The organism is Streptomyces sp. SLBN-118 (genome assembly GCF_006715635.1).
GTDB lineage: Bacteria > Actinomycetota > Actinomycetes > Streptomycetales > Streptomycetaceae > Streptomyces.
On the sequence record NZ_VFNP01000002.1, the window covers coordinates 474,754 to 497,950 of the forward strand.

19 protein-coding genes and 2 pseudogenes are annotated in these 23,197 nt (G+C 69.2%); 6 read left to right on the top strand and 15 right to left on the bottom strand.

Annotated features, from left to right (window positions below; all coding sequences use genetic code 11):
* The first annotated feature begins 92 nt into the window (after positions 1–92).
* The gene (locus FBY35_RS20730) at positions 93–1,826 is read left to right on the top strand and encodes a phospholipid carrier-dependent glycosyltransferase (protein WP_142215501.1); all 1,734 of its coding nucleotides are present in this window, start codon (positions 93–95) and stop codon (positions 1,824–1,826) included.
* 99 nt (positions 1,827–1,925) lie between these two features.
* On the opposite strand, the gene FBY35_RS20735 is transcribed toward FBY35_RS20730, so the two are convergent.
* The 10 genes from FBY35_RS20735 to hypA all read right to left on the bottom strand — a co-directional run bounded on the left by FBY35_RS20735 (position 1,926) and on the right by hypA (position 12,347).
* Positions 1,926–4,289 carry a collagenase gene (locus FBY35_RS20735; RefSeq protein WP_142215502.1) on the bottom strand — a complete coding sequence of 788 codons (2,364 nt, stop codon included), beginning with the start codon at positions 4,287–4,289 and terminating at the stop codon, positions 1,926–1,928.
* Between the two features lie 396 nt (positions 4,290–4,685).
* Positions 4,686–5,054: a PP2C family protein-serine/threonine phosphatase gene (locus tag FBY35_RS37785; protein WP_313904693.1), complete on the bottom strand. Its 369-nt coding sequence runs from the start codon at positions 5,052–5,054 to the stop codon at positions 4,686–4,688.
* 1 nt (position 5,055) lies between these two features.
* Positions 5,056–5,415 (bottom strand): SpoIIE family protein phosphatase, encoded by a 360-nt coding sequence (locus FBY35_RS37790; protein WP_313904694.1) that lies wholly within the window; start codon positions 5,413–5,415, stop codon positions 5,056–5,058.
* A 122-nt stretch (positions 5,416–5,537) separates the two neighbouring features.
* Positions 5,538–6,032, bottom strand: coding sequence for a peptidylprolyl isomerase (locus tag FBY35_RS20745; protein WP_142215503.1), 495 nt, complete (start codon positions 6,030–6,032; stop codon positions 5,538–5,540).
* 144 nt (positions 6,033–6,176) lie between these two features.
* Positions 6,177–7,253: a hydrogenase expression/formation protein HypE gene (hypE, locus tag FBY35_RS20750; protein ID WP_313904726.1), complete on the bottom strand. Its 1,077-nt coding sequence runs from the start codon at positions 7,251–7,253 to the stop codon at positions 6,177–6,179.
* 31 nt (positions 7,254–7,284) lie between these two features.
* The gene (gene hypD / locus FBY35_RS20755) at positions 7,285–8,409 is read right to left on the bottom strand and encodes a hydrogenase formation protein HypD (protein ID WP_142215504.1); all 1,125 of its coding nucleotides are present in this window, start codon (positions 8,407–8,409) and stop codon (positions 7,285–7,287) included.
* Positions 8,406–8,729: a HypC/HybG/HupF family hydrogenase formation chaperone gene (locus FBY35_RS20760; RefSeq protein WP_142215505.1), complete on the bottom strand. Its 324-nt coding sequence runs from the start codon at positions 8,727–8,729 to the stop codon at positions 8,406–8,408. The genes hypD and FBY35_RS20760 overlap by 4 nt, the downstream gene beginning before the upstream one ends.
* A gap of 52 nt (positions 8,730–8,781) precedes the next feature.
* Positions 8,782–11,187, bottom strand: coding sequence for a carbamoyltransferase HypF (gene hypF / locus FBY35_RS20765; protein ID WP_142215506.1), 2,406 nt, complete (start codon positions 11,185–11,187; stop codon positions 8,782–8,784).
* Positions 11,184–11,948 carry a hydrogenase nickel incorporation protein HypB gene (gene hypB, locus FBY35_RS20770; RefSeq protein WP_142215507.1) on the bottom strand — a complete coding sequence of 255 codons (765 nt, stop codon included), beginning with the start codon at positions 11,946–11,948 and terminating at the stop codon, positions 11,184–11,186. The genes hypF and hypB overlap by 4 nt, the downstream gene beginning before the upstream one ends.
* Before the next feature lie 3 nt (positions 11,949–11,951).
* Positions 11,952–12,347, bottom strand: a complete 396-nt coding sequence (gene hypA, locus FBY35_RS20775; protein ID WP_142215508.1) for a hydrogenase maturation nickel metallochaperone HypA — start codon at positions 12,345–12,347, stop codon at positions 11,952–11,954.
* Positions 12,348–12,636: 289 nt separating this feature from the next.
* On the opposite strand from hypA, the gene FBY35_RS20780 reads away from it, so the two are divergent.
* Complete coding sequence (locus tag FBY35_RS20780; RefSeq protein ID WP_142215509.1) at positions 12,637–13,053, top strand: VOC family protein; 417 nt, start codon at positions 12,637–12,639, stop codon at positions 13,051–13,053.
* A gap of 107 nt (positions 13,054–13,160) precedes the next feature.
* Here FBY35_RS20780 and FBY35_RS20785 read toward each other — a convergent pair whose 3' ends face one another.
* The gene (locus tag FBY35_RS20785; protein WP_142215510.1) at positions 13,161–13,754 is read right to left on the bottom strand and encodes a TetR/AcrR family transcriptional regulator; all 594 of its coding nucleotides are present in this window, start codon (positions 13,752–13,754) and stop codon (positions 13,161–13,163) included.
* A gap of 68 nt (positions 13,755–13,822) precedes the next feature.
* Between FBY35_RS20785 and FBY35_RS20790 the strand changes: the two are divergent.
* From FBY35_RS20790 to FBY35_RS20805, 3 genes and pseudogenes are all read left to right on the top strand, one after another.
* Positions 13,823–14,653: pseudogene (locus FBY35_RS20790) on the top strand (class I SAM-dependent methyltransferase).
* Between the two features lie 2,067 nt (positions 14,654–16,720).
* Entirely contained in the window at positions 16,721–17,293 is a 573-nt protein-coding gene (locus tag FBY35_RS20800; protein ID WP_142215511.1) for an ATP-binding protein, read from the top strand.
* 322 nt (positions 17,294–17,615) lie between these two features.
* Positions 17,616–19,157, top strand: coding sequence for a SpoIIE family protein phosphatase (locus tag FBY35_RS20805; protein WP_142215512.1), 1,542 nt, complete (start codon positions 17,616–17,618; stop codon positions 19,155–19,157).
* A gap of 530 nt (positions 19,158–19,687) precedes the next feature.
* Here the strand turns inward: FBY35_RS20805 and FBY35_RS20810 are convergent.
* Entirely contained in the window at positions 19,688–19,897 is a 210-nt protein-coding gene (locus FBY35_RS20810) for a hypothetical protein (protein WP_142215513.1), read from the bottom strand.
* 160 nt (positions 19,898–20,057) lie between these two features.
* Between FBY35_RS20810 and FBY35_RS36165 the strand changes: the two genes are divergently transcribed.
* On the top strand, positions 20,058–20,210 hold the full coding sequence (locus FBY35_RS36165) for a hypothetical protein (RefSeq protein WP_160159307.1): 153 nt from the start codon (positions 20,058–20,060) through the stop codon (positions 20,208–20,210).
* Here FBY35_RS36165 and FBY35_RS20815 read toward each other — a convergent pair.
* The 3 genes and pseudogenes from FBY35_RS20815 to FBY35_RS20825 form a co-directional block, all read right to left on the bottom strand.
* Positions 20,179–20,671, bottom strand: a pseudogene (locus FBY35_RS20815) (gluconokinase). The gene FBY35_RS36165 and the pseudogene FBY35_RS20815 overlap by 32 nt on opposite strands.
* A 43-nt stretch (positions 20,672–20,714) precedes the next feature.
* The gene (locus FBY35_RS20820; protein ID WP_142215514.1) at positions 20,715–22,106 is read right to left on the bottom strand and encodes an amidohydrolase family protein; all 1,392 of its coding nucleotides are present in this window, start codon (positions 22,104–22,106) and stop codon (positions 20,715–20,717) included.
* A gap of 193 nt (positions 22,107–22,299) precedes the next feature.
* The gene (locus FBY35_RS20825; RefSeq protein WP_142215515.1) at positions 22,300–23,175 is read right to left on the bottom strand and encodes a helix-turn-helix transcriptional regulator; all 876 of its coding nucleotides are present in this window, start codon (positions 23,173–23,175) and stop codon (positions 22,300–22,302) included.
* Positions 23,176–23,197: the final 22 nt, after the last annotated feature.

Here is a 23,197-nt window from a genome sequence, read left to right on the forward strand (position 1 = left end):
CGGGGCATGCGCCACTGGCCCGTTGCGTCACGGTGACGGACGTTGATGGGAGAAGGTATGGCCATGACATCGCTCTCCGGAATACACGGCCGATGACACAAGATCACCCATCGGCCCTCGATCTCGACGATGACCAGGCGCAGCCCGAAGCGGCTCACTCGCGAACGCCACCGGCCACGGGGAAACCGCCGCGCCGATTCGACGGGCTGCGCCGCCACCGGCGGTGGCTGAGGGCGCTCGTCGTGGTCGCGCTCCTCGGGCAGATGGCCCTCGCCATGGTCACGAGCGCGGTGGAGCAGACACCGACCATCGACGAGCCCGTGTATGTGGGCACGGCGGTGGTCTACGTTCAGCAGCACAGCCTGCGGTACAACCCTGAGCATCCGCCACTGGGGAAGCTGATCATCGCCACCGGGCCGGCGTTGGCCCACCCCCACCTCGACCCTGCCTTCGTCGGCAACCAAGGGGCGGTGGGGCGGCATCTCTTGTACGAATCGGGCAACGATCCGTGGCGCGTGATGCTGTGGGCACGTCTGCCGGTGATCGTGCTGACGCTGCTGTTCGGGCTGGTCGTCTTCGCGTTCGCCCGCGATCTCACGAGCTCCGTGGGCGGGTTGGCGGCGCTCGCGCTGTACGCGTTCTCGCCCGACATCATCGCGCACGGGTCGCTGGCCACGCTCGATGTACCGATGGCCGGCTTCCTTCTGACGTCGGTCTGGCTGCTGTGGCGGGCGCGGCTGCGGCCGCGCCTGTATCTCCCGCTCGCCGGGGTGGCACTCGGCGCGGCCGTGTCCACGAAGATGAGCGCGCTGCCCGCAGTCCCGGTACTGCTGCTCCTGGTCGTCCTGTCGGTCTGGTACTCCCGCCGCACGCGCGGCGCCGGCACGCGCGGGAGGTTGCGGCTGCTCGGGCTCGGCATGGCGGCGGCGGTCGTGGTGGCGCTGGTTGTGGTCGCGGTGGTGTGGGCGAGCTATGTGGCCGTCGATCCGCGGTTGCGCTGGGCGGCGCCGGAGGGCGTGCCGGCCGCCCACGGGCTGCGGGGGTTTGCCGCCGACTGGCTGCCGTTCCCCCAGCCCTACCGGGACGGGATGCGCGTCCAGTTCGCCTTCGAGGATACGAAGTGGAGCGGCTTCCTACTGGGCAGGCACTACCGCGGTTCGCTGTGGTATTACCTGCCGACCGCGCTGCTGATCAAGACACCGCTGGGCATGCTGGCGCTCTGGCTCGCCGGTGCCGTCACCGTTGTGACGGTTCCCCGGCTGCGGCCCGCGGCACCATATGTGCTCGTCCCCCCGGCCGTACTGCTGGTGGCGGCGCTCAGCGGGTCCCGTGACTTCGGTGTCCGGTACGCCATCTTCCTGCCGATGTTCCTGGCCGTCGCGGCGGCCTGCCTGGTCGTCTTCCGAAGGCGGTGGGCACACGCACTGACAGCTGCGCTCGTTCTGTTCGTCGCGGTCAGCTCACTGCTGACGTATCCGTACTACATGCCGTACTCCAACGAGGCGTTCGGCGGGCCCTCGAAGACCCACCTGCGCCTGCACGACTCCAATGTCGACTGGGGACAGGACCTGGGGAGACTCGCCGACCGCATCCGGCAGCGGTACCCGGGCGAGAAAGTCTGGCTCGTCTACAAGGGCAGCGGCGTACCTGCCTTCTACGGCATCGACGCCTCCGACCCGCGCACGGTGCCCCCGGACAGGGTTCACGGGCTGCTGGTCGTATCGGACTCCTCGATCGCCAAGGCGGACGCCCGACTCACGGCGCTGATCGAAGGCAGCAGGCCGATCGAGGAGATCGGCCACTCGATCACGATCTTCCGCCGGTGACAGCCGCGACCGCGTCATTGCCGGTCACAGGCTTCGCAGCGGCTGCTCGGGCGGTCCCGTCGTGCGCACCACGACGGGACCGCCCCTGAACTGAGCCCGTCAGCTGCGCAGCGGCCCCTCGCAGCTGTATGTCGCGGAGCCTGCCGTCCGGTTGCTCCAGATCTCGACGGGTCCGAACGAGCAGTTCATGTCGGCGAGGTTGTTGGACGCAGGCCGGGCGCGGTCGAGGATGAAGTAGTCGACCGTCTCGGACATGTCCTTGAAGACACTGTCAGCGCTGCTCGCGTCAGAGAGATTTGCGGTGATCCTCCCGGTGCACGTGAAGCGCCGTTTGCCGGGTTCGCCGCCCTCGGAGCACACCGGATCCGCGTACGTGGCGGTGGCGAAGGCCTGGCGTACGGCCTCCGAAGTGGCGTCCCTGAGCTGGTCGTTGGGCGTGAAGCTCGTCTGGGGCACGAACAGGTCGTCGAGCTTGGCGATCTGTGCGTCGAGGAAGCTGTCGTACGAGCGCTGCAGGGCCGCGTCGCCGCCGAGGCGGGTGCGCCAGGCATCGAATCCCGCTGGATCGTCCGCCCGCAGGTATCCGTACATCTCGCGGAGCAGGGCGGGGCGTTCGGTCCACAGGTACTCGAAGAAGGTGCCCGCGTAGTTGTAGAAGCGGAAGCCGTCCCCGTCGTACGTGGCGTGCAGCAGCTGGTTCACGGTCATCCGGGGGCCGCCGCCCGCGGTGTCGTTGATGATTCCGCGGACCAGGGACTTGCGCACCCTGATCCCGTCGTCGCGGGTGGCTCCGTCGAAGAACTCGGCCGTCCCCTCGTCCATCGCGGTGGTCCGGTCGCCGCTGTACCAGGGTCCTTCGCCGAAGTAACCGGGCACGGCCCAGCGGCCGTTGAGGTAGTGCACGTACTCGTGCCGGAAGAGCTCTTCGAGGGTGAGGGAGGAGTCCTGCGGCACCCGGCGCTGGTAGGTGTAGAAGGTGGCACCGCGCTCGATGTAGATGCCGCCGTTCTGGGTCCCCATCCCGGTCAGGATCGGGTGGTAGACCTCGTAGTCGGCGCGCGATCCGTAGAGCACGATCGTCAGCGAGGTGTTGGTGTCGCCGACCAGTGGCTGCTCGGTGCCGAGGACCCGGTGGAAGTGTGCCCTGACCTGCTTGCTCGCATAGTAGAGCTGGTCGACGGTGGCGCGGTCCAGCCCGGTGCGCACCTTGATGGCGCCGTTGTCGTAGGTGTACGTGTACGGGAAGATCTTCCGCTCGATGTCCTCCTTGCACACGGCGTAGGGCTTGCACGCCTCGTAGAAGTTGAGCCACGACACGAGTGAGGCCCAGGGGCGGCTGCCGTCGCCGAAGTTGGCGCGCGCGACGGGCAGCAGGGCCCCGAGGTCGGGAACGATCCGTGCCTTCAGGGCGTCGACCTGGCCGAAGCGGCCGTATTCGCCGAGGGCGTCGCGCACGACCCACTCGTTGACGGTGCCCTTGAGGTGCGTGTAGTCGGCGAAGGCCCGGAAGGACGCACGGTAGGAGGCGTTCTGGGTGACCACGTTGTGGAAGGCCGAGTCCCGGTTGCCCGGGTAGATGCCGAGGTAGTTCACGGAGAGGGCGGCAAGGGCAGCGCCGCCCCAGGAGGCGTTGTCGTACTGACCCTTGTGGAAGCGGTCCATCGTGGCGAGGACTTTTCTGATCAGGCCGAGCTGGCTGTGCCGCAGGCCGGGGGCGCTACCGGTGTACAGCGCCTCGCGCAGGGTCTCGGCGTTGGTCTGCGTTACCTGGAAGGTGCGGGCCGCGGTGCCGAAGTCGTAGATGGCACGACGCAGGATCTCGGTGGTCGGGGCATCGGTGATGTCTATCTCGGGGCGCGAGAAGTCGTGGTACACCACGGCGTGGAGATACGTGAACATCTCCAGCAGATGGGTGCCGTTGCGGCCGTTGTGGGCGGCGGCGAGCGAGGAGATCCGGCGGCCGACGGCCTGGACGTGGGCGTCGGACATCACCGGGACGAGCCGGGCGTCCCAGGTCCAGATGAGGCCTCTGAGGCAGCCGTCGGCGGTGACGGCAGGGTCGGCGAGGAAGTCGGCGAACTGCTCCGGCGTGAGGCGGGTGATGCCGTCGAGGGTGCACGGGACCCCTGCGGCGCTGACCCGGGCGATCGAGGAAGCCCTGCTCTTGCCCGGGCCCTGGCGGCCGGGTGTGCGGCCGCCTTGTGCCAGCCCTCCCGGCGCGGAGGCCGGCTCGGCGGCGGGCTTGGGTGCCTTGGCGAGGTGTTCGACCTCGTCGAAGGGGTTGCCCCCGGGTGCGGAGGCGGGCTTCGCGGCCGGGCCCGGCCGGGCGGCGAAGGTGGCAGGCGCCTTGAGGGCCGCAGACTCCCTGTCCACGGCTTGGGCGGTCTGGCCGAACGGTGCAAGCAGCGCGACGGATATGGCTCCGGCGAGCAGGGGCTTGCGCACGGATCTGAGCTGGGACACCGGTGACTCCTGATGTGGGAGGTGGGAGGTGGCAGTGGCGGCGTGACAGCGGTGCGTTCATCGCGAACGGACCGAGCACTCAAGGGAGTTGCTCCTCGGCTGGAAATCCACGATGTGCGACCCGTAACATAGTAATGTGAAATTGCACTGACAAGCCCTCAAAGCCTGTTCATCTTCGTGGAGTTCCTGTGAGCGCCGCCCAAAAGGTCACACATCCCGCCAAGCGCCCCGGGGCGGGGCAGCCATGACCTGCCCGTTTCACCGGAGTTGGCGTCGTTCATCCGCCGCTACACCCTGTGCAGCAGCGGCCGTGTGCTCGGCCTGGACCTCCACGACTGCGCGCGGCCGCGCACCCCGGAGTCGATCGAGGACTGGATGGGTACGCTCACCGCGGGCTTATGCCGGTCTGACCCGTGCGCGGCAGGCGCTCGATCGCCGCATCGTCGCATCGTCGCCCAGGCTTTCCCCGACGTGACCGAGGAGGTCCCTGCACAGGCGACGCAGCAGGGTCTCAGGATGTTCTCCGGTCCACCGCGCCACTCGCTCCCCGAGGGGGTAGAAGGCGCCGGACCGGTCCCGGGCCTCGATGACTCCGTCCGTGTAGAGCAGGATGATGTCGCCCGGCTCGAAGGCGAAGGTTTCGGGGGCGACGTCGAAGTCCACGATTTCGGTGAGGCCCAGGGGCGGTGCCGGGCGGCGCACGTCCAGGGCGGTGACCCGCCCACCGCGCAGCAGCAGAGGCGAGGGGTGCCCACAATTGATCACGTCAAGCGTCGACTCGTTGTCCGGGACGTCGAGGACCGCCGGGTGATGAATGCCTCGCCGTGGTCGTCGGAGTCGTCGGGATCATCCAGGGGTTGGAGGAGACGGTTCCCTCCAGATAGGCCACCAGCGCGGGCAGATCGGCCTGCCGGTGGGCAGCGGCCCTGAAGGCGCCGAGCCGGAGAGCGGCGTCCCCGATCGCCTCCAGCCCCTTGCCCCGGACATCCCCGATGATGAGCCGGGTCCCCTGCGCCGTGCGGGCGGCGGCGTACAGGTCGCCGCCGATCTGCGCCTCCGCTTCGGCTGCGAGATAGACGGAGGCGATACGCAGCGGGCCGATCCGCTGCGGCAGGGGCCGTAGCACGACCTGCTGTGCGGCCTCGGGAACGACAGGCCCTGGGAGTGGTTCGGTCGGGGCCGGGCGGCCACCGCGGAAGCGGCATGCCCGGCCCCGGACCTCACGCGGCTCACGCCGCGCGGACGGGATCAGCCCTCGACGACGCCCGACTTGGCGATCGTGATCTTCGCCTTGGGGGCGCCGCTGCGGGAGCCGAGGCCCTCGATGCGCTTCACGAGGTCCATGCCCTCGACGACCTCGCCGAAGACGACGTGCTTGTTGTCCAGCCAGTCGGTGACGATGGTCGTGATGAAGAACTGCGAGCCGTTGGTGTTGGGGCCCGCGTTGGCCATGGAGAGCTGACCCGGCTTGGTGTGCTTGAGCTGGAAGTTCTCGTCGGCGAACTTCTGACCGTAGATGCTCTTGCCGCCCGTGCCGTTACCGGCGGTGAAGTCACCGCCCTGGAGCATGAAGTCCGGGATGACACGGTGGAAGGAAGAGCCCTCGTAGCCGTAGCCGTGCTCGCCCGTGGCGAGTTCGCGGAAGTTCCTGGCGGTCTTGGGGACCACGTCGTCGAACAGCGCGAAGACGATCCGGCCGGCGGGCTCGTCGTTGATGGTGATGTCGAAAAAGACGTTACTCATGGCTTCATCCTGACACCCCCAGTCACCGGAGCGCACACCAGACCCGCCTTCCACGGACAAACACCTGTGTCTGCCGCCCCGCCGGGCCAGTCGCACGGGTTGTGAACCGCCGTGTGCACAGGGACCTGGGCAACGGCCGCGGCGTCAGCAGATTCGCGGCAGTTGCTCCCCGATCGGCAGGTCCACCACCCGTGTGCCGCCGAGTCCGGTGCGCGCCACCACCATGCCGGGGTGGGCCTCAACCGCCTCGCCGATCACCGCTGCCTCGGCGCCCAGGGGGTGCGTACGCATGGCTTCCAGGACCGGCTCGGCGTGCTCGCGCGGGACGAACGCCACGAGCTTGCCTTCGTTGGCGACGTACATCGGGTCCAGCCCCAGGACGGCACAGGCGCCCGCCACGGGTGGCGGGACAGGGATGCTGCGCTCCTGGATGACGACTCCGACACCGGAGGCCGCCGCGATCTCGTTCAGCGTGGCCGCCAGACCTCCGCGTGTGGGATCGCGCAGCACATGCAGGTCCGGGGTGACAGCGAGCATCTCGCCCACCAGGCCGCCGAGCGCCGCGCAGTCGCTCTCGATCTCGACGCCGAACTCAAGGCCCTCGCGGACGCTCATGATCGCGACGCCGTGGACGCCGATCGCACCGCTGACGATCACCACATCACCCGGGACGACGCGCTGCGGCCGCAGATCGACGCCCGCCGGGATGATGCCGATCCCCGCGGTGTTGATGTAGATCCCGTCGCCGTGGCCGGCCTCGACGACCTTGGTGTCGCCTGTCACCACGTCGACCCCCGCGATGCGGGCGGCCCTGCCCAGCGCGTCCGCCACGCGGGAGACCACCGAGAGCTCCACGCCCTCCTCCAGGATGAACCCGCAGGAGAGATAGGCGGCTTGGGCGCCGCTCATGGCAAGGTCGTTGACGGTGCCGTTGACTGCCAGGTCGCCGATACTGCCGCCGGGGAAGAACAGCGGCCGCACGACGAAGGAGTCCGTGGAGAAGGCCAGCCGGACTCCGCCGAGCGAGAGCGCCGCGGAATCGCCCAGTTGCCCGAGCACCTCTCCCCCGAAGGCGGGTGCGAAAATGTGCTGGACGAGCTCGGCGGACAGCGCGCCGCCACCGCCGTGGCCCATCACCACCCGGCTCTGGTCCCGCAGTGGTGCCGGGCAGGTCCACGCCGTCGGGTCCGGCAGCTCGGTGGTCCGCGGCGAGCCGTTCACCGGCGTGTCCGTCGAGGGCGCTTGTGTGATCTCAGACAACGGAGTTCGCCTCCAGCGATGCGGTCGTGATGTCCAGCCGCCGGTAGAGGTAGTACGCGGCACACGCGCCCTCACTGGAGACCATGGTGGCGCCGAGCGGGGTCCGGGGCGTGCACAGCGTGCCGAAGGCCTCGCACTCATGGGGTTTCAGCAGGCCCTGCAGGACCTCCCCGCTGCGGCACTCCGCCGGCTCCCTGGTCCGGATGCCGGTGACCGAGAAGCGGTACTCGGCGTCGTATTCCCGGTATCGCTGCGACAACCGCCAGCCGCTGCCCGGGATGGTTCCGATACCGCGCCAGGCGCGGTCGGTGACCTCGAAGACATCCGCCAGCATGGCCTGGGCGGCGGGGTTTCCCTCGGGGCGGACCGCACGGGGGTAGGCATTGTCGACGGTGTGCTCGCCGCGTTCCAGCTGCCGTACGGTTCTGCGCACCCCCTCAAGGATGTCCAGCGGCTCGAATCCGGTCACCACGATGGGGACTCCGAAGCGTTCGGCGAGCCCGGGATACTCCGACACTCCCATCACGCTGCACACATGCCCGGCCGCGAGAAAGGCCTGCACCCGACAGCTCGGGGACTGCATGATCGCCTCGATCGCGGGCGGCACCCTCACATGGGACACCAGGAGGCTGAAGTTCTGGATTCCGAGCCTGCGCGCCTGATACACCGTCATGGCATTGGGCGGCGCGGTCGTCTCGAATCCGATGCCGAAGAACACCACTTCCCGGTCCGGGTTCTGCTGAGCGATCCTCAGGGCGTCGAGCGGCGAGTAGACGACCCGTACATCGCCGCCTTCACTGCGGACCTGGAACAGGTCACGGCCGGTGCCCGGCACACGGAGCATGTCGCCGAAGGAGCAGAAGATCACCTCGGGGCGGGAGGCGATCTCCAGCGCCTTGTCGATCACCTCCAGCGGGGTGACACACACGGGACAGCCCGGCCCGTGGATCAACTCCACCTGGTCGGGGAGCAATTGGTCGATGCCGTGCCGGATGATCGTATGCGTCTGTCCCCCGCAGACCTCCATCAGCGCCCACGGTCTGGTCACCGTGGAGTGGATGTCGTCCAGCAGACGCCGCGCCAGATCCGGGTCCTGGAACTCGTCGATGTACTTCACTTCTGAGCCTCCTGCGCTGTGTCGATGCCGGCGGCAGGCAACGGGGATCCACCCGCCTGTGCCGCGAGCTCCCACGGATCGCCGAACTCCTCCTGGAGCATCCCGAGCGTGGAGAAGAGCTCGAGCGTCTGCTTGGCCGACTCCTCGTCCAGGCGTTGCAGGGCAAATCCGACGTGGACGATGGCGTACTCGCCGATCTGGAGGTCCGGCAGATACTCCAGGCACACCTCCTTGACGACGCCGCCGAAATCGACGCTGGCCATACGGGTGCCGTCGCGTTCCTCGATGTCCAGGACTCTCCCGGGTACCGCCAGGCACATGCGCTTCTCCTCGCTGTGGATGTTTCGTAGCCCGCTTTTCCCGGGCGCGTCGTCAGTCGCTGCCTGACCGCCCGGCCACGGCTGTGTGTGCGGCCACCATGAGCTGGCCGAGCGCCAGTCCCCCGTCGTTCGGAGGGACCTGGCGGTGGCGCAGGACCGTGAAGCCCTCCTCGCTGAGCAACCGTGTGCACGCCGAGGAGAGCAGAGTGTTGGCGAAGACACCGCCGGTCAGCGCCACGGTGTCCAGCCCGTGCTCCGCGCGCGCCATGACGCACATCGTGTGGACGAGACCGGCGACGGCCCGGTGGAAGCGCGCAGCGACGAGAGCCGGCGATGTGCCGGCCCGTACGTCGTCGACGACTGCTGCCAGAACGGGAGCGGGATCAGCGGCTGCCGCCCCCTGGCCCTCGCCCGGCCGCACGGCAAACCCATAGGTCGCGGTGTCCCCGGCCGTCGCCGTCAGTGCGGCCGCTTCCAGCTCGATGGCTGCCTGAGCTTCGTATCCGGACCGATGGCAGACGCCCGCGAGCGAGGACACGGCATCGAACAGCCGCCCCATGCTGGACGTGGGCACGCAGTTCAGACTTCGCTCCAACTGCTGTTTCAGCACCCGGAGTTCGTCGGGAGGACAGGCGGCGGTGCAGGGAAGGTCGTGGGACCAGGCGATGCCCGCCGCGCGCAGATGGGCGAGTGCCATGCGGTACGGCCGGTGCACGGCGGCGTCGCCACCGGGCTGGGGGACGTAGGCGAGGTGTCCCAGGCGGCTGAACCCGTCGTAGGCCGCCAGCAGGAACTCCCCGCCCCACACCGCGCCGTCGTCACCGTAGCCGGTGCCGTCGAACGCGACCCCGACGACCGGGCGGCTCCCGTCCAGGCCATGCTCCGCCATCGCGGAGGCAATGTGCGCGTGGTGGTGCTGGACCCGTACGACCGGTCGCCCGGCGGCATGCCGGGTGGCCCATTGTCCGGAGCGATAGCCGGGATGCCTGTCGGCCGCCAGCAGCTCAGGGCCCACTCCGGTAATCGACTCCAGCTGTGTTTCGGCGCGCTCGAAGGCCTGTTGTGTGGCGAGGTCGTCCATGTCCCCGATGTGCGCCGACAGCCAGCCCCGGCGCCCTTCCGCGAGGCAGAACGCGTTCTTGAGGTCGCCCCCGACAGCGAGAGCCGGGGGCACGGACACGGGCAGTGAGACCGGCAGCGGGGCGTAGCCGCGGGCGCGGCGTACGATCAGCGGCTCCCCGTCGCACACCCGCACCACGGAGTCGTCGCACGGCACATGGATCCCGCGGTCGTGCATGAGCCAGGCGTCTGCCAGGTGCCCCAGCCGGGTCAGCGCATCGGTGTCTTCGGTGACGATCGGCTCGCCCGCCACATTCCCGCTGGTCATCACCAGCAGGCGTGGCCCGTCGGCATCACCGGGCAGGCCCAGAAGGAGATGGTGCAAGGGTGTGTAGGGAAGCATCACGCCCAGGTCGGGACTACCCGGGGCGACCTCCTGCGAGGGCCTGGGCAATCCCGCGCCGGCGCGCCGCCGCAGCAGGACGACGGGCCTGACGCCGCCCGTGAGCAGGCTTCGCTCCTCGGGGCCCAGGTGCACAAGGTGCTCGATGTCGGCGATGCTCCCGGCCATCAGGGCGAACGGTTTGTTCCCGCGGGCCTTGCGGCGGCGCAGGGCGGCCACGGCCCGGGAGTCGGAGGCGTCGCATGCGAGGTGATAGCCGCCCAGGCCCTTCACTGCGAGGATCGCGCCCTGGGAAAGGAGCTTGCGGGCCTCGGCGACGGGGTCTGCGGCGGAAGCGGGCAGGGGTGGGCCTTCCCTGCCCGCCTGCGCCAGCAGCAGACGCAGGCGGGGGCCGCAGGCGTGGCAGGCGACCGGCTGCGCGTGAAAGCGGCGGTCGGCCGGATCGGCGTACTCCCGGGCGCAGTCGGGGCACATCGGGAAGTCGGCCATCGTCGTGTGGTCCCGGTCGTACGGGAGCCCGCGGACGATCGTGAAGCGGGGGCCGCAGTGCGTGCAGGTGATGAAGGGGTGGCGGTGACGCCGGTCGGCCGGATCGACCAGTTCCGCGAGACAGGCCACGCAGGTCGCCATGTCTGGCGAGACCAGGGTGCACGCGGGGCCCCCGGTCGTGGAGGGAGCGATGACGAACCCGTCACCTCCGGTGGCGGGGAGCTCCTGGTGGTCGACGGACTCCACCCGGGCGAGGGGCGGCGCCTGCGCACCGATGCGGTCGCAGAACAGAGCGACGTGAGCGGGCAGCCCCTCGACTTCCGCGACAACGCCCTCGCCGGTGTTGGTCACATGGCCGACCAGGTCGAGCCCGTTGGCGAGCGTGTACAGAAACGGCCGGAAGCCGACGCCTTGCACCACGCCCCGGACGGTGACCCGACGGCGCTCCACCGGCTCCCCGACGGCGACGACGGTGGCAGTGGCAGCGGACCGCTGCGGTCCGCTCACGAGCCGGACTGCGCCATGGCGCCGGGGGACGCCTCATGGGTATGCCTGCCGTGATCCTGGTGAGCATGCGGGCCCTGACGGGCCATCACGGGCGCGTGCACGAGGCCGCCGTCGGCCGCCGCCGTCGCCCGGTCCAGCAACGCGCCGACGCCCTCGCCCCGCCGCGCGGACGTCAGCAGGACGTCCACCCCCGGGTTGACCTGAGCGACGTTCGCCCGGAACGCCACCTCGTCGAACGCGACCGCCTCCGCGATGTCGGTCTTGGTCACCACGACAAGATGCGCCAGGCCGAAGGCGGTGGGGTACTTCAGCGGCTTGTCCTCCCCCTCCGTCACGGAGGCGAGCACGACCCGCAGGGTCTCTCCGAGGTCGTACGAGGCCGGACAGACCAGGTTGCCGACGTTCTCCACGAAGAGCAGCCGGACGTCGTCGGGCAGCCAGCCCTCCAGGTGCCGGCCCAGCATCCCGGCCTCCAGGTGGCACAGACCGTCCGTCAGCACCTGCTTGACCGGGACGCCTGAACGGGCCAGCCGCACGGCGTCGTTCTCGGTGGCGAGGTCGGCGGTCAGCGCCGCGACCCGTACGCCCCGCTCCCGCGCCAACAGCAGTTCGCCCTCCAGGAGGGCGGTCTTCCCGCTGCCGGGGCTGGACAGCAGATTGACAACCGTGGTGCCGCGGGCGGCCAGACCCGCGCGCAGCGCGTGCGCGGTCGCGTCGTTCTTGGCGAGGACCGCCTGTTGCAGATCGACCACACGGCACATGCTTCAGCACTCCTCGGAAATGGGTTCACGGGTGCGTTGGTGCCCCTCGCCGTCCTCCACGTGCACGCCGGCGATCTGCAGTTCCCGGCCCGAGAGCAGTTCGTCGGTCGCCTTTCCGCACAGCGGACAGCACAGCTGCGGCGGCATGCCGACCGCCCACTCGTCCGCGCAGGCCTCGCAGCGGGCACGACCCGGGACGGACTCCGTGACCAGCTCGGCACCTTCCAGCACGGTTCCGGCACAGGCCAGTTCGAAGCAGAAGGAGAGGGCGTCGGGGACCACTCCGGCCAGCTCGCCGACGAGGAGCCGTACGGACGTCACGGCGGCGACATCGCCTGCCTCGGCGGCCGCCCGCTCCACCTGGTCGACGACAGCCACCGCGATGGACATCTCGTGCATCGCTCTCCGTCCTGGCGCAGGCCGACCGCTGTGCTGAGGGCTGGGGCCGTTCGGCACCCATTACAGGCCGGGACCCGGCGGCCGGGAGCCCGGCACGCCGTCGCGGCCGGGCCGCGTACACCGTTCGGGGGCAGCGGCGGCACGACACTCGGGCCCCCGGACCGGCATGCGCACCCGGCCTCACTGATCACTTCAGGACGACGTTCACCTGCCGGGGAGTCGCCCCGATCACCCGTGACGCGCGGCCTACCCTGCCTGAACTGACGTCCCATCACGAAAGGACCATGTCGTGCCCTCTCGACTCAACCCGTACATCGCCTTCGACGGCACCGCCCGGCAAGCCATGGAGTTCTACAAGGGGATCTTCGGCGGCACCCTGACGATGAACACCTTCGGCGACTTCGGCCAGAAGGAAGCCGGAGAGGCCGCCGACAAGATCATGCACAGCATGCTCGAGACCGACAGTGGCTTCACGCTCATGGCCGCCGACACCCCGCCGGGGATGGAGTACCAGCACGGCAACAACATCTCCGTGAGCCTGAGCGGAGACGACGCCGCCGAACTGCGCGGCTACTGGGACAAGCTTTCCGGCGACGGCACGGTATCGGTCCCCATGGAGAAGCAGATGTGGGGCGACGTCTTCGGCATGTGTACGGATCGCTTCGGCATCACCTGGCTGGTCAACATCAGCGAGCAGCAGGCCTGAACGGCAGCGACGCACCGGCCCCTCCCCCGAGGCGGCCGGCGCGTCGGTCGCGGCGGAGCACACCCGGCGCGGGCGTGCGGGCGCTGCGGACTGGAGAGGTCCGCCGCTTACTTGTGGCCCTCGGCGCCGGCGATGACCGCGCTCACGACCTTGTGCACGGCTCCTGCTTCCGGCGGGGCACCCTTCCGGTCGGCGAAGACCATGTGCACCGCCCCGATCAGCGTGGGAGCGAGGGTGTCGACGTCGGCATCGGCCACGAGGCGCCCCTGTTCACGCTCAGTCGTCAAGTACGAGGCGATCACGGCCGCGGCTTCCGTCAGCACCGGAATGCCTGTCGGCGTGGTCCGGCGCAGACGCGCGCGCAGGTCATCCCGGGAGGTGACGAGGCCGACGATCGCCACAGCGACCGACCCGAACAGGTTCGTCAGGGCGCCGGCGAGGTTGCCGGCGACGGTGCCGGTCCCCGCCAAGGCGCCCAGGGCGGTGGCCTGCTCGCCGATCCGGGCGATGCGGTCGAGCACGAACTCGGCGAGGAAGGCGTCGAAGTCGGCGAAGTGCCGGTGCAGGACGCCCTTGGCGCAGCCTGCCTCAGTGGTGACCGACCGGCTGGTCAGCGCGCTCGGCCCGCCCCGGAGCAGGACACGCTCCGCGGCGTCGAACAGCTGATCCCGCACGTCGCGGATGACCACCCCTGTCGGCACGTGCATCCCTCCTCACTGACTGGGCCACCCCGTTGACGAGTGGGCATACGCCCACTACTAATGGGCACATGCCCACTTTACCTCCGGAGCGATCGCCTCTCTCGGAACACAAGCCTCATGAACACCGACAGGTGGCGCAGTCGTTCGGCTCGGATGCCGAACGCTACGACAGGACTCGGCCCCACTATCCCGAAGACATGGTGGACCGGATCGTCGCCGGCAGTCCCGGCCCCGATGTCCTCGACGTCGGCTGCGGTACCGGAATCGCCGCCCGGTAGTTTCAGGTGGCCGGTTGCAGGGTGCTCGGGGTCGAGCCCGACGCGCGGATGGCCGACCTGGCGCGGCGGCTCGGAGTCGATGTTGACGTAGCGGCGTTCGAAGCCTGGGACCCGGCAGGCCGGGATTTCGACGCGGTCGTCGCCGGTCAGGCCTGGCACTGGATCGACCCGATTGCGGAAGCGGCCAAGGCCGCGCAGGCACTGCGGCCCGGCGGCCGACTGGCAGCGTTCTGGAACGTGTTCCAGCTTCCGCCCGACGTGGCGGAGGCCTTCGCCACGGTCTACCGCCAGGTGAGGCCCGACGCCCCAATCAATCTCCAGACGATGACGAAGCAAGCCCTGGACGGGTACCAGGTGATGCTCACCAAGACGGCCGACGGGATCCGAGAGGCGGTCGGGTTCAGCGACCCGGAGCACTGGCGATTCAACTGGGAGTGGCCTTACACCCGGGACGCGTGGCTGGAACAGATGCCCACGCTTGGCGCCCTCACCCAACTCCCGTCGGAAAAGCAGGCGGAGATACTGACCGGCGTCGGGGCCGCCATCGACGCGATGGGTGGCAGCTTCACGATGCGATACGCGACGGTGGCGGTCACAGCGACCCGAACCGTCGCCGCCTGACTCGGCGAGCGCGTACCGCGTTGCTGGGGGACGGCGACCAGCACGCGGCCTCGGCCACCGGCGTCGACACGGTCGTGGGGTCTTGGCGATCTCGTCCAGCGGGTAGCGATCGCCGCTGTCCACTGTGAGAGCCCCCACGGCGGCTGCGGCGGTGAGGTCACGGGCGGCTTGCTGTTTCGCCCGCTTGGCCAACACAGCCTCGAGCCCGGTCATCCGGTGGTATCCGGAGACTGCCCGGAGACGGTCGACAAAGACCTCGCGGATGTCGTCGATGACGGCCAGCGCGGGACTGTGCGCGCTGATGTTGGGCGCTGTGCTGACGCACCTGCGGGCCGGTCGAACGGTCGGCCGGGCTTGCCGAGCCCGCCGAAGCCTACTGGGCGCACAGATCGCGGCTGGCCTGGGAGTGAGAGCTCCGGACCGGCAACCTGCCCCCGCACTCGCTCACATGCCAGAGCTGCCGTATCCCAGGGTGGACGCGCACACAGGGGCGCAGGTCTCGTCACACCCGACGGCAAGGGGCGGAGTACATCACAGGGGCGAAGAGAATCACCGCGCCGAACAGGACGCTCGGCCCCTGAAGCTGAACCCAGTTGACTCCCTGTGAGCCGTGGTTGTGGGCTCGGACGCCAAAGCGGGGGTGCTGATGTGACCAGCCACGACCTTCAACTGAGTTGCGTAGCCCACGTTTCAGCCGCTCGTTGAACACTGCCTCTCTTCGGCCCGTTGACCTCGGTAACCGGTGCCCGACCACAGACCGGCGAGTGAGTGAGGTTCGCACATGCCAAGGATCCTTCCGAAAGACACCGAACGGCGCCTTCCGACCGCCTGTTGCTGCCCAACCTGGTCGACGGGCCACCGCAGCTCCTTCCAGCGAATCACGCTCTGAGCGGTCGAACCATGGACTACTGCTCTCCTTGCCGCCGCCCCCTCAACGGCGCCGTGACGTGTCCGGAATGCGGTGCATACGACTCGGACATGGCAACACCGGGCGATCGGAGCGGCGATGGCCCGCCAGCCGGTCCGGCAGCCGGTCCGGCAGTGCCGGATGCCCTCCTCATCGAGGGACCGAACTCCCTTGGGTCTCATGATGTTTCCTGGTCCCCTGCTCCCTCGGCCGATGTGCCCGCGGCCCAACGCCGGTGTCCACCGCGACTGAAGAAGTACGGCGGCCGGACTCTTGCCGCGGCCACCTTTGCCATGCTTGGCGGCCTTGCCGCTGCATCGCTGCTGCCCCCGCAGTCCGTCGGCGACCCACGCGCAGCGGTCAGCCCGGACCAGGCGTCCCCCGATGAGCCCGATGTCGCTGTCACCGCATCACCTGGCGTGTCACGTTTGCCGGAACGTCCGGCCACACACCCAGCCAGAGGGAGCGTCCGGGACCGGAACAGTGGCACGACTCGGCGCCCTCGCGCGAGGGCCACTGACCGGGAATCACCGGCTTCTCGAACTCCCGCAGCCCCCACCAGTCCGCCGGCAAGAGCAACGCCGACGCCCCGCCCCTCACCTGGGCGCCCCAGCCACTCGGCGGCGCCGACAGCTACCCCTTCGGCAAGCCCCACCGGCAGTGCCAGCGCCCCGCCCACGAGCAGCCCTGCGCCGAGCACCACCGGTACACCAGAGACCGGTGTTCGGGGGTAATGACGGAGTCGTTGCTGCCGCCGCGGCACGCAGGTGCGTGACGCGGCGGCAGCACGCCTGGGCCCTGGCTGCCCTGCCCCTCCAGCATTTAGATCTCCAGGGGTACACGCACGCCCCGTCAGGGCCCGTCCCCGGTCAGCGGGTGAAAACAGGGGCAGGCCGTCGTTCGTGCCCGGTGCCTGGGCAGCCCATCGGAGACAAATGCCTTGAACCGACCCTTGTCCCATCACCGAAACCCGATTAGGGTTCGGCAATGTCGAACATCGGTCGGCAGGCACTTCCCTCCGCTTCCGCGGAACCGACCGTGCACAGCGGTCGACTCAGTGTTACCGGCCGCTGGTCAGAGAGTCAGAGAGAGCGCCCTTCAGGAGGGCGTACGTCAGCAGCCGCCGGTAACCCTGCCGGGCAAATCCACCGGGAATCGCCATGCTAACCACCGTCTCGAATCCGTACGCGGCACGGCGCGGCACGCATACCCACCGCGTCCCGGCCGCTCGCCCAGATCCGCGCAATGCGGTGCGCGTCTACGCCTTCACCGTGCGTGCGGTTCCCGCGGAGGTCTCGGTCGCCAGAAAAAGGGCGGCCCGCGTCCTATGGGACTGGGGGCTGCACGAGGACGGATTGCACACGGCCTCGCTCGTGATTTCCGAGCTGGTCGGCAATGCCGCACGGCACGCCGCCCCGCATTCTGTCAGGACCACGGTGGCCCTCACCAGAACCGGGACAATGCTGGCGCTGGCCGTGCACGACGACCACCCCTTCCTGCCGCTGCCACGGCTCCAGGCCGACCCCGGACAGGACTGCGGGCGAGGCTTGCTGATCGTCGAGAGCCTCGCCCGCGAGGCCGGCGGCGCATTGCAGGTGCGTCCGATGGCCGAGCGCGGCAAGGAAATCCAGGCGGTCTTCCCCGCCGCCGACTCCGCGGACAGCGCGGACCTCGCAGCATGTCTGGCCGCCGCCTGCCCGGTGATGCACTTTCAGCGGCAGAGAATCAGCTGACCCGGGCCACGCTGAGCTGCGCCACCTGCGTGCAGCGCAGCACCTCCCCGAAGAAAGCGGTCCCGCCCTCATAGCCCCAGAGTGGAGTCACGCGGCATCTTCCCAGGTCAGCCGCTGATGGCAGTGTATCCAGCCCGCGCCTCCACGGGCTCGGGACCCACCATCCGCTCGCCGTCGCGTAGCCGGCACAGCGGAGACTGGGGGGTGCGTGGTCGGCGGGTGGCAGGAGACGATGGAGTAGCTCGAAAGCGACGGGCGACGGGGCGCGGCCCCAGCCGTGGCAGGCAGCACCACGCGGCGGCGGGCGGAAGGAGTGCCGGGGATGGGTCCAACCGGGTCCTTCGGGGACGACCGAGGACAGACTGCGACTGCCTCCGCCTCGTCAGGTGGTCTGCTGGACGTGCTGGGCGTCGCCGCCGTCCTGCTCGACGCCGAGGGCAGAATCGTTCTCTGGAGCCCACAGGCCGAGGATCTCTTCGGCCACAGCGCCGAGGAGGCAGTCGGCCAGTACGCGGGCCGCTTGCTGGTCCGCAAGGATCAGGTGGAGGTCGTACTGGACACCTTCGCCCGGGTCATGGCCGGAGGCGGCAGCTGGGCCGGCGTCTTTCCCGTCCGGCACAAGGACGGCAGCACTCTTCTGGTGGAGTTCCGCAACATGCGGCTTCAGGACGACCAGGGGGACTACTACGCCCTCGGCCTGGCCACGGATCAGGCAACGGTACGGCAGGTCGAAAGGGATCTGGCGCTGTCCGCCCGTCTGGTCACCCAGACGCCGATCGGACTGGGCGTACTGGACACCGACCTGCGGTACGTCTCGGTCAACCCGGCGGAGGAGCGGATGAACGGCGTGCCTGCCGCCGAACATGTGGGCCGGCACGTCCACGAGGTACTGCCCTTCCTGGACCCGTCTTTCGAAGGGACGATGCGCAAGGTATTGGCTACCGGCACCCCGGTCTCGGATCAGTACACCGTCGGCCGCACCCCCGCTGACCCGGACAACGAGCACGCCTGGTCGATCTCTTTCCACCGGCTCGAAGCGCCCAACGGGGAAGTGCTGGGGGTGGTGACCTCCAGCGTGGACGTCACCGAGCGGCACCGTGCCGTCGAGGAACAACGCCGCACCGTTCTCACCCTCCAGCGCAGCCTGCTGCCCCACCCGCCACCACAACGGCCTGGGCTGGCTGTCGCGTCCCGCTACCAGCCCGCCCAGGCAGCCAGCGAGATCGGCGGCGACTGGTTCGACGTCATTGCGCTCGGCGGCGACAAGACCGCCCTCGTCGTGGGAGACGTCATGGGCAGCGGCGTCAGCGCGGCCGCCACCATGGGCCAGCTCCGCACCGCCACCCGCACCCTGGCCGGCCTCGACCTCGACCCCGCCCAGGTCTTCCAGCACCTCGACCACATCACCGAGGACCTGCAGCAGGAAACGATCGCCACCTGCGTCTACGCCGTCTACGACCCGCACAGCGCGCAGTGCCACGTCTCCCTCGCCGGGCACCTGCCTCCCGTACTCCTCCATCCCGACGGCAAGCGCGAACTTCTGGACCTGCCCACCGGCGCACCGCTCGGCGGCTGCGGCGTGGCCTTCGACACGACCCGCCTCGACTTCGCGCCGGGCGACCAACTCGTCCTCTACACCGATGGGCTGGTCGAGACCCGCGACCAGCCCATCGACGCTCGCCTGGACACCCTCCTCGAATTCCTCGACGACCCCACTCGCTCGCTGGACGACACCTGCGACCTGCTGCTGGACTCGCTGCGCCACCCGGGAGTCCACGACGATGTGGCCCTGCTCATCGCCCGGGCCGGGCCCTGGCCGGCGGGCGCACCCCGCGGCCCACGAGACTGGCCGGCTCGGCCTTGAGAAGGCGGGCCCTGGGCCCTGCTCCTCCCTCATGCCGCGATCAGGGTCCGACTGAAATGGGCCGACTTACTTACGATTTCGACTGAAGCTTGCCTTTCTGGCACAACTTGTTGTCAACCGCTGCGCTAGGCGAGTTCGGCCAGAATGATGCGTTCCAGGACAGAGCCGGATCCCGGCCCGGCGGTTGATGCTGACGCCGGACGCGCGGACTCCCGGAGTTCTGTGCTGGGCGACGAACCACGTGGACTGATCTCACGCCCCCTGCGGAACCTGTGTGATCTTGTGGACGCGCTGGGCTTATGCGTGCGGCGAGCAGGCCCCGAACTCGATTGAAGGAGTCCCTTTGGACACGGATCCCTTGGCGACCCTCGCGATGAGCGGCGCACACACCATCGTCGCTGCGATGGCCACGAGTGCGTGGGAGTCCGCCCAAGCCGCCACGGCCCGGCTGTTTCATCGCCGGCCACGCCTTGGAGACAGTCGAAGCGCAGTTGTGCGGTGATGCCGCCCTCGTGGAGGATGACGAAGACTCAGACGACGTCCGCCGGGACTTGGTCGGGCCCTGGAAGCGTCGGCTGGCGGCGCTCCTGCGCGAGCACCCCGAGGCCGCAGACGAGCTGCGAGCAATGGTGGAGAACGTGTGCCGTGAGCTCCCCCAGAGCGGGCAGAGTTGGGCGCAGCGCAATACCGCCCATGACGGCGGTCAGCTCTTCGCTGTCCAGGGCGGCGGCAGCATCCACGTGAGTCACCTGTCACCCTCGCCGGCGCGGGGACGTGCCCCCGGCGACGGAGCGGACCGCGGCGGTGACCGTTGAACCAAGAGGCAACTCCCGTTGAGGGGAACTACGTCACTGCGGACGCCGGCCGGCAGCCCTCCCGTCCTCGGTGCGGTGGTCTGCTGTGAACGCGTCCCCAGGGACGGCAAACGGCGGCCCGGATCCGAGCATCGTGCCCGGTTCGTACTACTCACAGACGAACAAGGCCGACACGTCGTTCCTCGTGCAGCACGGCGACCTGCATGTCAACTACTCCGTCGCCGAAACGCCCCGGTAAATGGGTCACTTCCAGAGCACGGAAGCTGCGGGCACCGACTCCCGGCACCTTGCGAGTCCAGGAGGGAGACCGGCATGAAGTGGTCGCTGCGCGCGGCAACCCGCTCGGCCACGAGAGCGCGCTCGACGCTCAGATGCAGGAACCACACCTGCGGCCCTGCCTCGCACAGCATGTCCCGGTAGCGGCGCTTCAGCGCCGAACACGAGACGACCCCACCCTCCCCTGCCCGGCTGCGGTCGCGGATCCAGCCCGCGATGGCCGTCAGCCAAGGGAGGCGGTCATCATCGTCGAGAGGCTGTTTCCGAGGCCATCTTCACGATGTTGGCGGGCGGATGGAAGTCGTCCGCCTCCGCGTAGGAGACACCCAGCTCCTCGGCCGGCAGCCGACCGATCGTGCTCTTCCCGCAACCGGCCACCCCCATGACCACCACGACGCCTCGCGAACGACCGTCGCTGCCCATGTACCACCCCTCGTAGCCGGTCGGGCACAAGGGTAGCCGGTGCTCAGGCGGCGGGGGTGTTCAGCACATACTCACGTGAGGCGTGCACCTCGCTGCGCAAGGCGGGCAGGTCGACGTCAAGCACCTGGCCGCACCACTTGCGCGGCTCGCCGTTCACGATCACGGCGCTGATGTTGCGGGCGTCTGAGCCCAGCACGACGGTGCCGATCGGGTCGTTGAGCGGCATGTTGTTCAGGTCCTCGGCCTGAATGACCAGCAGGTCGGCCTTCTTGCCCGGACTGAGTGAGCCGGTGACGCCGGCCAGGCCGTTGGTTTTTGCGCCCTGGAGGGTGGCGAAGTCCAGGACGTCGTACGTGGTGATGCGGGAGGGCTGCTGATCGGTGCCGTAGGCGGCGTTGACCGCCCGCATCCGCTGGATGGCGTGCAGGGCTCGCATCTGCGTGAACATGTCGCTGGCCAGGGCGACCTCGACGTCGATGCTCAGTCCGGGTCGGATACCGACGGACAGCGCCTCGTCGACGGCGGGGATCGCGGTCTCGAGGCCGATCTGGGAGTCGGAGGTGGGGGCGAGCGCCACGGTGGTGCCGGTCTCGCCCATCGCCTTCCATGCCTCGCACGTCAGTCCGGTGGAGTGGATGAGGGTGACGTCGGGGCTGAGGATGCCGGCCTCGGCCCAGCGCAGCACCGCCTTGGATGAGGACATGCCGAAGACTGCGTCCACACTTACTCCGATGCCCAGCTCGCGGGCCACCGCGGCAAGTTCGTTCCCGTACGCAAAATCAGGGCCTGAGATCTCGTCGGTGGCGAGCGCGGCGAGACGCAGTGTCAGCAGTTGGTCTTCGGTGCTGAAGTACTGGTCCTTGATGCGGGTCAGATCGCCGGGCCATTGCCGGTCCCACTCGCCGAAGTGCGGGCCCATGGAGGCGTGGACGCCTCGGATGCCGGTGTCGAGCAGAGCCTGGATGGCGGCGTGAGAGTGCTCGCGTGTGCGGGAGTTGTGGGAGAAGTCGAGCATGGTCGTGATGCCGCTGTCGATCGCTGTCAGGGCGGCCAGTCTGGTGCCGATGTACATGTCCTCGGGCCGGTAGACGGTGGCGTAGCCGGCCAGGGTGGCCGTGATGTAGCCGCCGAGGTCGTCGACGTCCGGCATGATCCGGCGAAGCTGAGCCTCCCAGGCGTGCCGGTGGGTGTCGACGAAGCCGGGGGTGAGGATCGCGCCGGTGGCGTCGACGACCACGGCGTCACCGGCACTCAGGTCGGGGCCGACCGCCGTGATCGTGTCGCCCTCGACGAGGAGGTCGCCGCGGTCGATGACGCCGAGGCCGGGGTCCATGGTGACGATGGTCGCGCCGGTGAACAGGATGCGCCGCCTGTCGGCGGGCTGACGCCGGAGCTGTTCGAGTACGGCATGGCTGGTGGTGTCGTTGGGACTCAAAGGGACTTCTTCCGTATGCCGGTGAAGGCTGGGATCATGGTCCGCCCGGGGGCCGACCGAGGCTGCTGGACCACAAGCCTTGTCCGCCCGCGCCTTGGCAACCAGGTCGCCGTTTCCCCAGGTATGGCGCACCCAGGATCGACATCACGCCATCACCCCCGGCCTGAGCTCTACGACACCCGAACCCCCGACGTCAGGTGTCGCTGAGAGCGCGGCCGGATCCCTCCCGCTCCGTCCGTGCAAATTCCCCTCGGTCGGCTCCGGAACGCAGTTCGACGAAGGCAGCCGCGGTGGCACTGGCGGGCTCGGCCTGGTAGACGACCAACTGCTGGTGCGGGGCACCGTTGACTGTGAAGGCCGAGACCTGGATCTCCAGAGCACCGACCTCGGGGTGTTTGAGGTACTTCGCCTGCTGGGTCTTGCGCTTCACCTCGTGCCGTGCCCACAATGCGGCGAATTCAGAGCTCTTCATACAGAGCGCGTCGACGACTTCGGTGATCCGCGGGGAGTCGGGGTCGCGTCCGTAGGCGGTGCGGATCTCAGCGACGCAGGAGTTCGCCACCTTCTCCCAGTCCCGGTAGAAGGTGCCCCCGGCGGGGTCGAGGAAAACCATGCAGGCCAGGTTCTCGAACCGCTGGAACCCGCTGTGCAGGGCCGCGGCGAGGGTGTTGTGCGCCAGGACGTCAAGGGCCGGCCCAAGGACGAAGGCGGGGGTGTCGGGCCAGCTGTCGAGCAGTTGGAGGAGCTGAGGGCTGATCCGGTCGTGCCCGGCGGGAAGGCGGCGGCGTTCCCGCGGCGCCCGGGTGAGTCTGCGCAAGTGGTCACGTGCCTCGTCCTCGAGGTGGAGCGCGGCGGCGACCGCGTCGATCACCTGGGGCGACGGGCTGGTCTCCCGGCCCTGTTCCAGGCGCATGTAGTAGTCGGAGCTCACGCCTGCGAGCATGGCAACTTCCTCGCGGCGCAGCCCGGGTACCCGCCTGCGGCCGTGTCCCGGAAGGCCTACGTCCTGCGGCTTGAGGGCTCCGCGTCGTGCTCTGAGGAACTCTCCCATAGGAGTGCTGTCGCTCATGACCCCAACCTAGTAGGCCTGG

Excerpts from the sequence above, each read along its gene's own strand:
- FBY35_RS20730 (WP_142215501.1), top strand. The coding sequence starts at position 93 with ATGACACAAGATCACCCATCGGCCCTCGATCTCGACGATGACCAGGCG.
- FBY35_RS20745 (WP_142215503.1), bottom strand. The coding sequence starts at position 6,032 with ATGAGTAACGTCTTTTTCGACATCACCATCAACGACGAGCCCGCCGGC.
- FBY35_RS20760 (WP_142215505.1), bottom strand. The coding sequence starts at position 8,729 with ATGTGCCTGGCGGTACCCGGGAGAGTCCTGGACATCGAGGAACGCGAC.
- hypB (WP_142215507.1), bottom strand. The coding sequence starts at position 11,948 with ATGTGCCGTGTGGTCGATCTGCAACAGGCGGTCCTCGCCAAGAACGAC.
- hypA (WP_142215508.1), bottom strand. The coding sequence starts at position 12,347 with ATGCACGAGATGTCCATCGCGGTGGCTGTCGTCGACCAGGTGGAGCGG.
- FBY35_RS20800 (WP_142215511.1), top strand. The coding sequence starts at position 16,721 with ATGCTAACCACCGTCTCGAATCCGTACGCGGCACGGCGCGGCACGCAT.
- FBY35_RS20805 (WP_142215512.1), top strand. The coding sequence starts at position 17,616 with ATGGGTCCAACCGGGTCCTTCGGGGACGACCGAGGACAGACTGCGACT.
- FBY35_RS20825 (WP_142215515.1), bottom strand. The coding sequence starts at position 23,175 with ATGAGCGACAGCACTCCTATGGGAGAGTTCCTCAGAGCACGACGCGGA.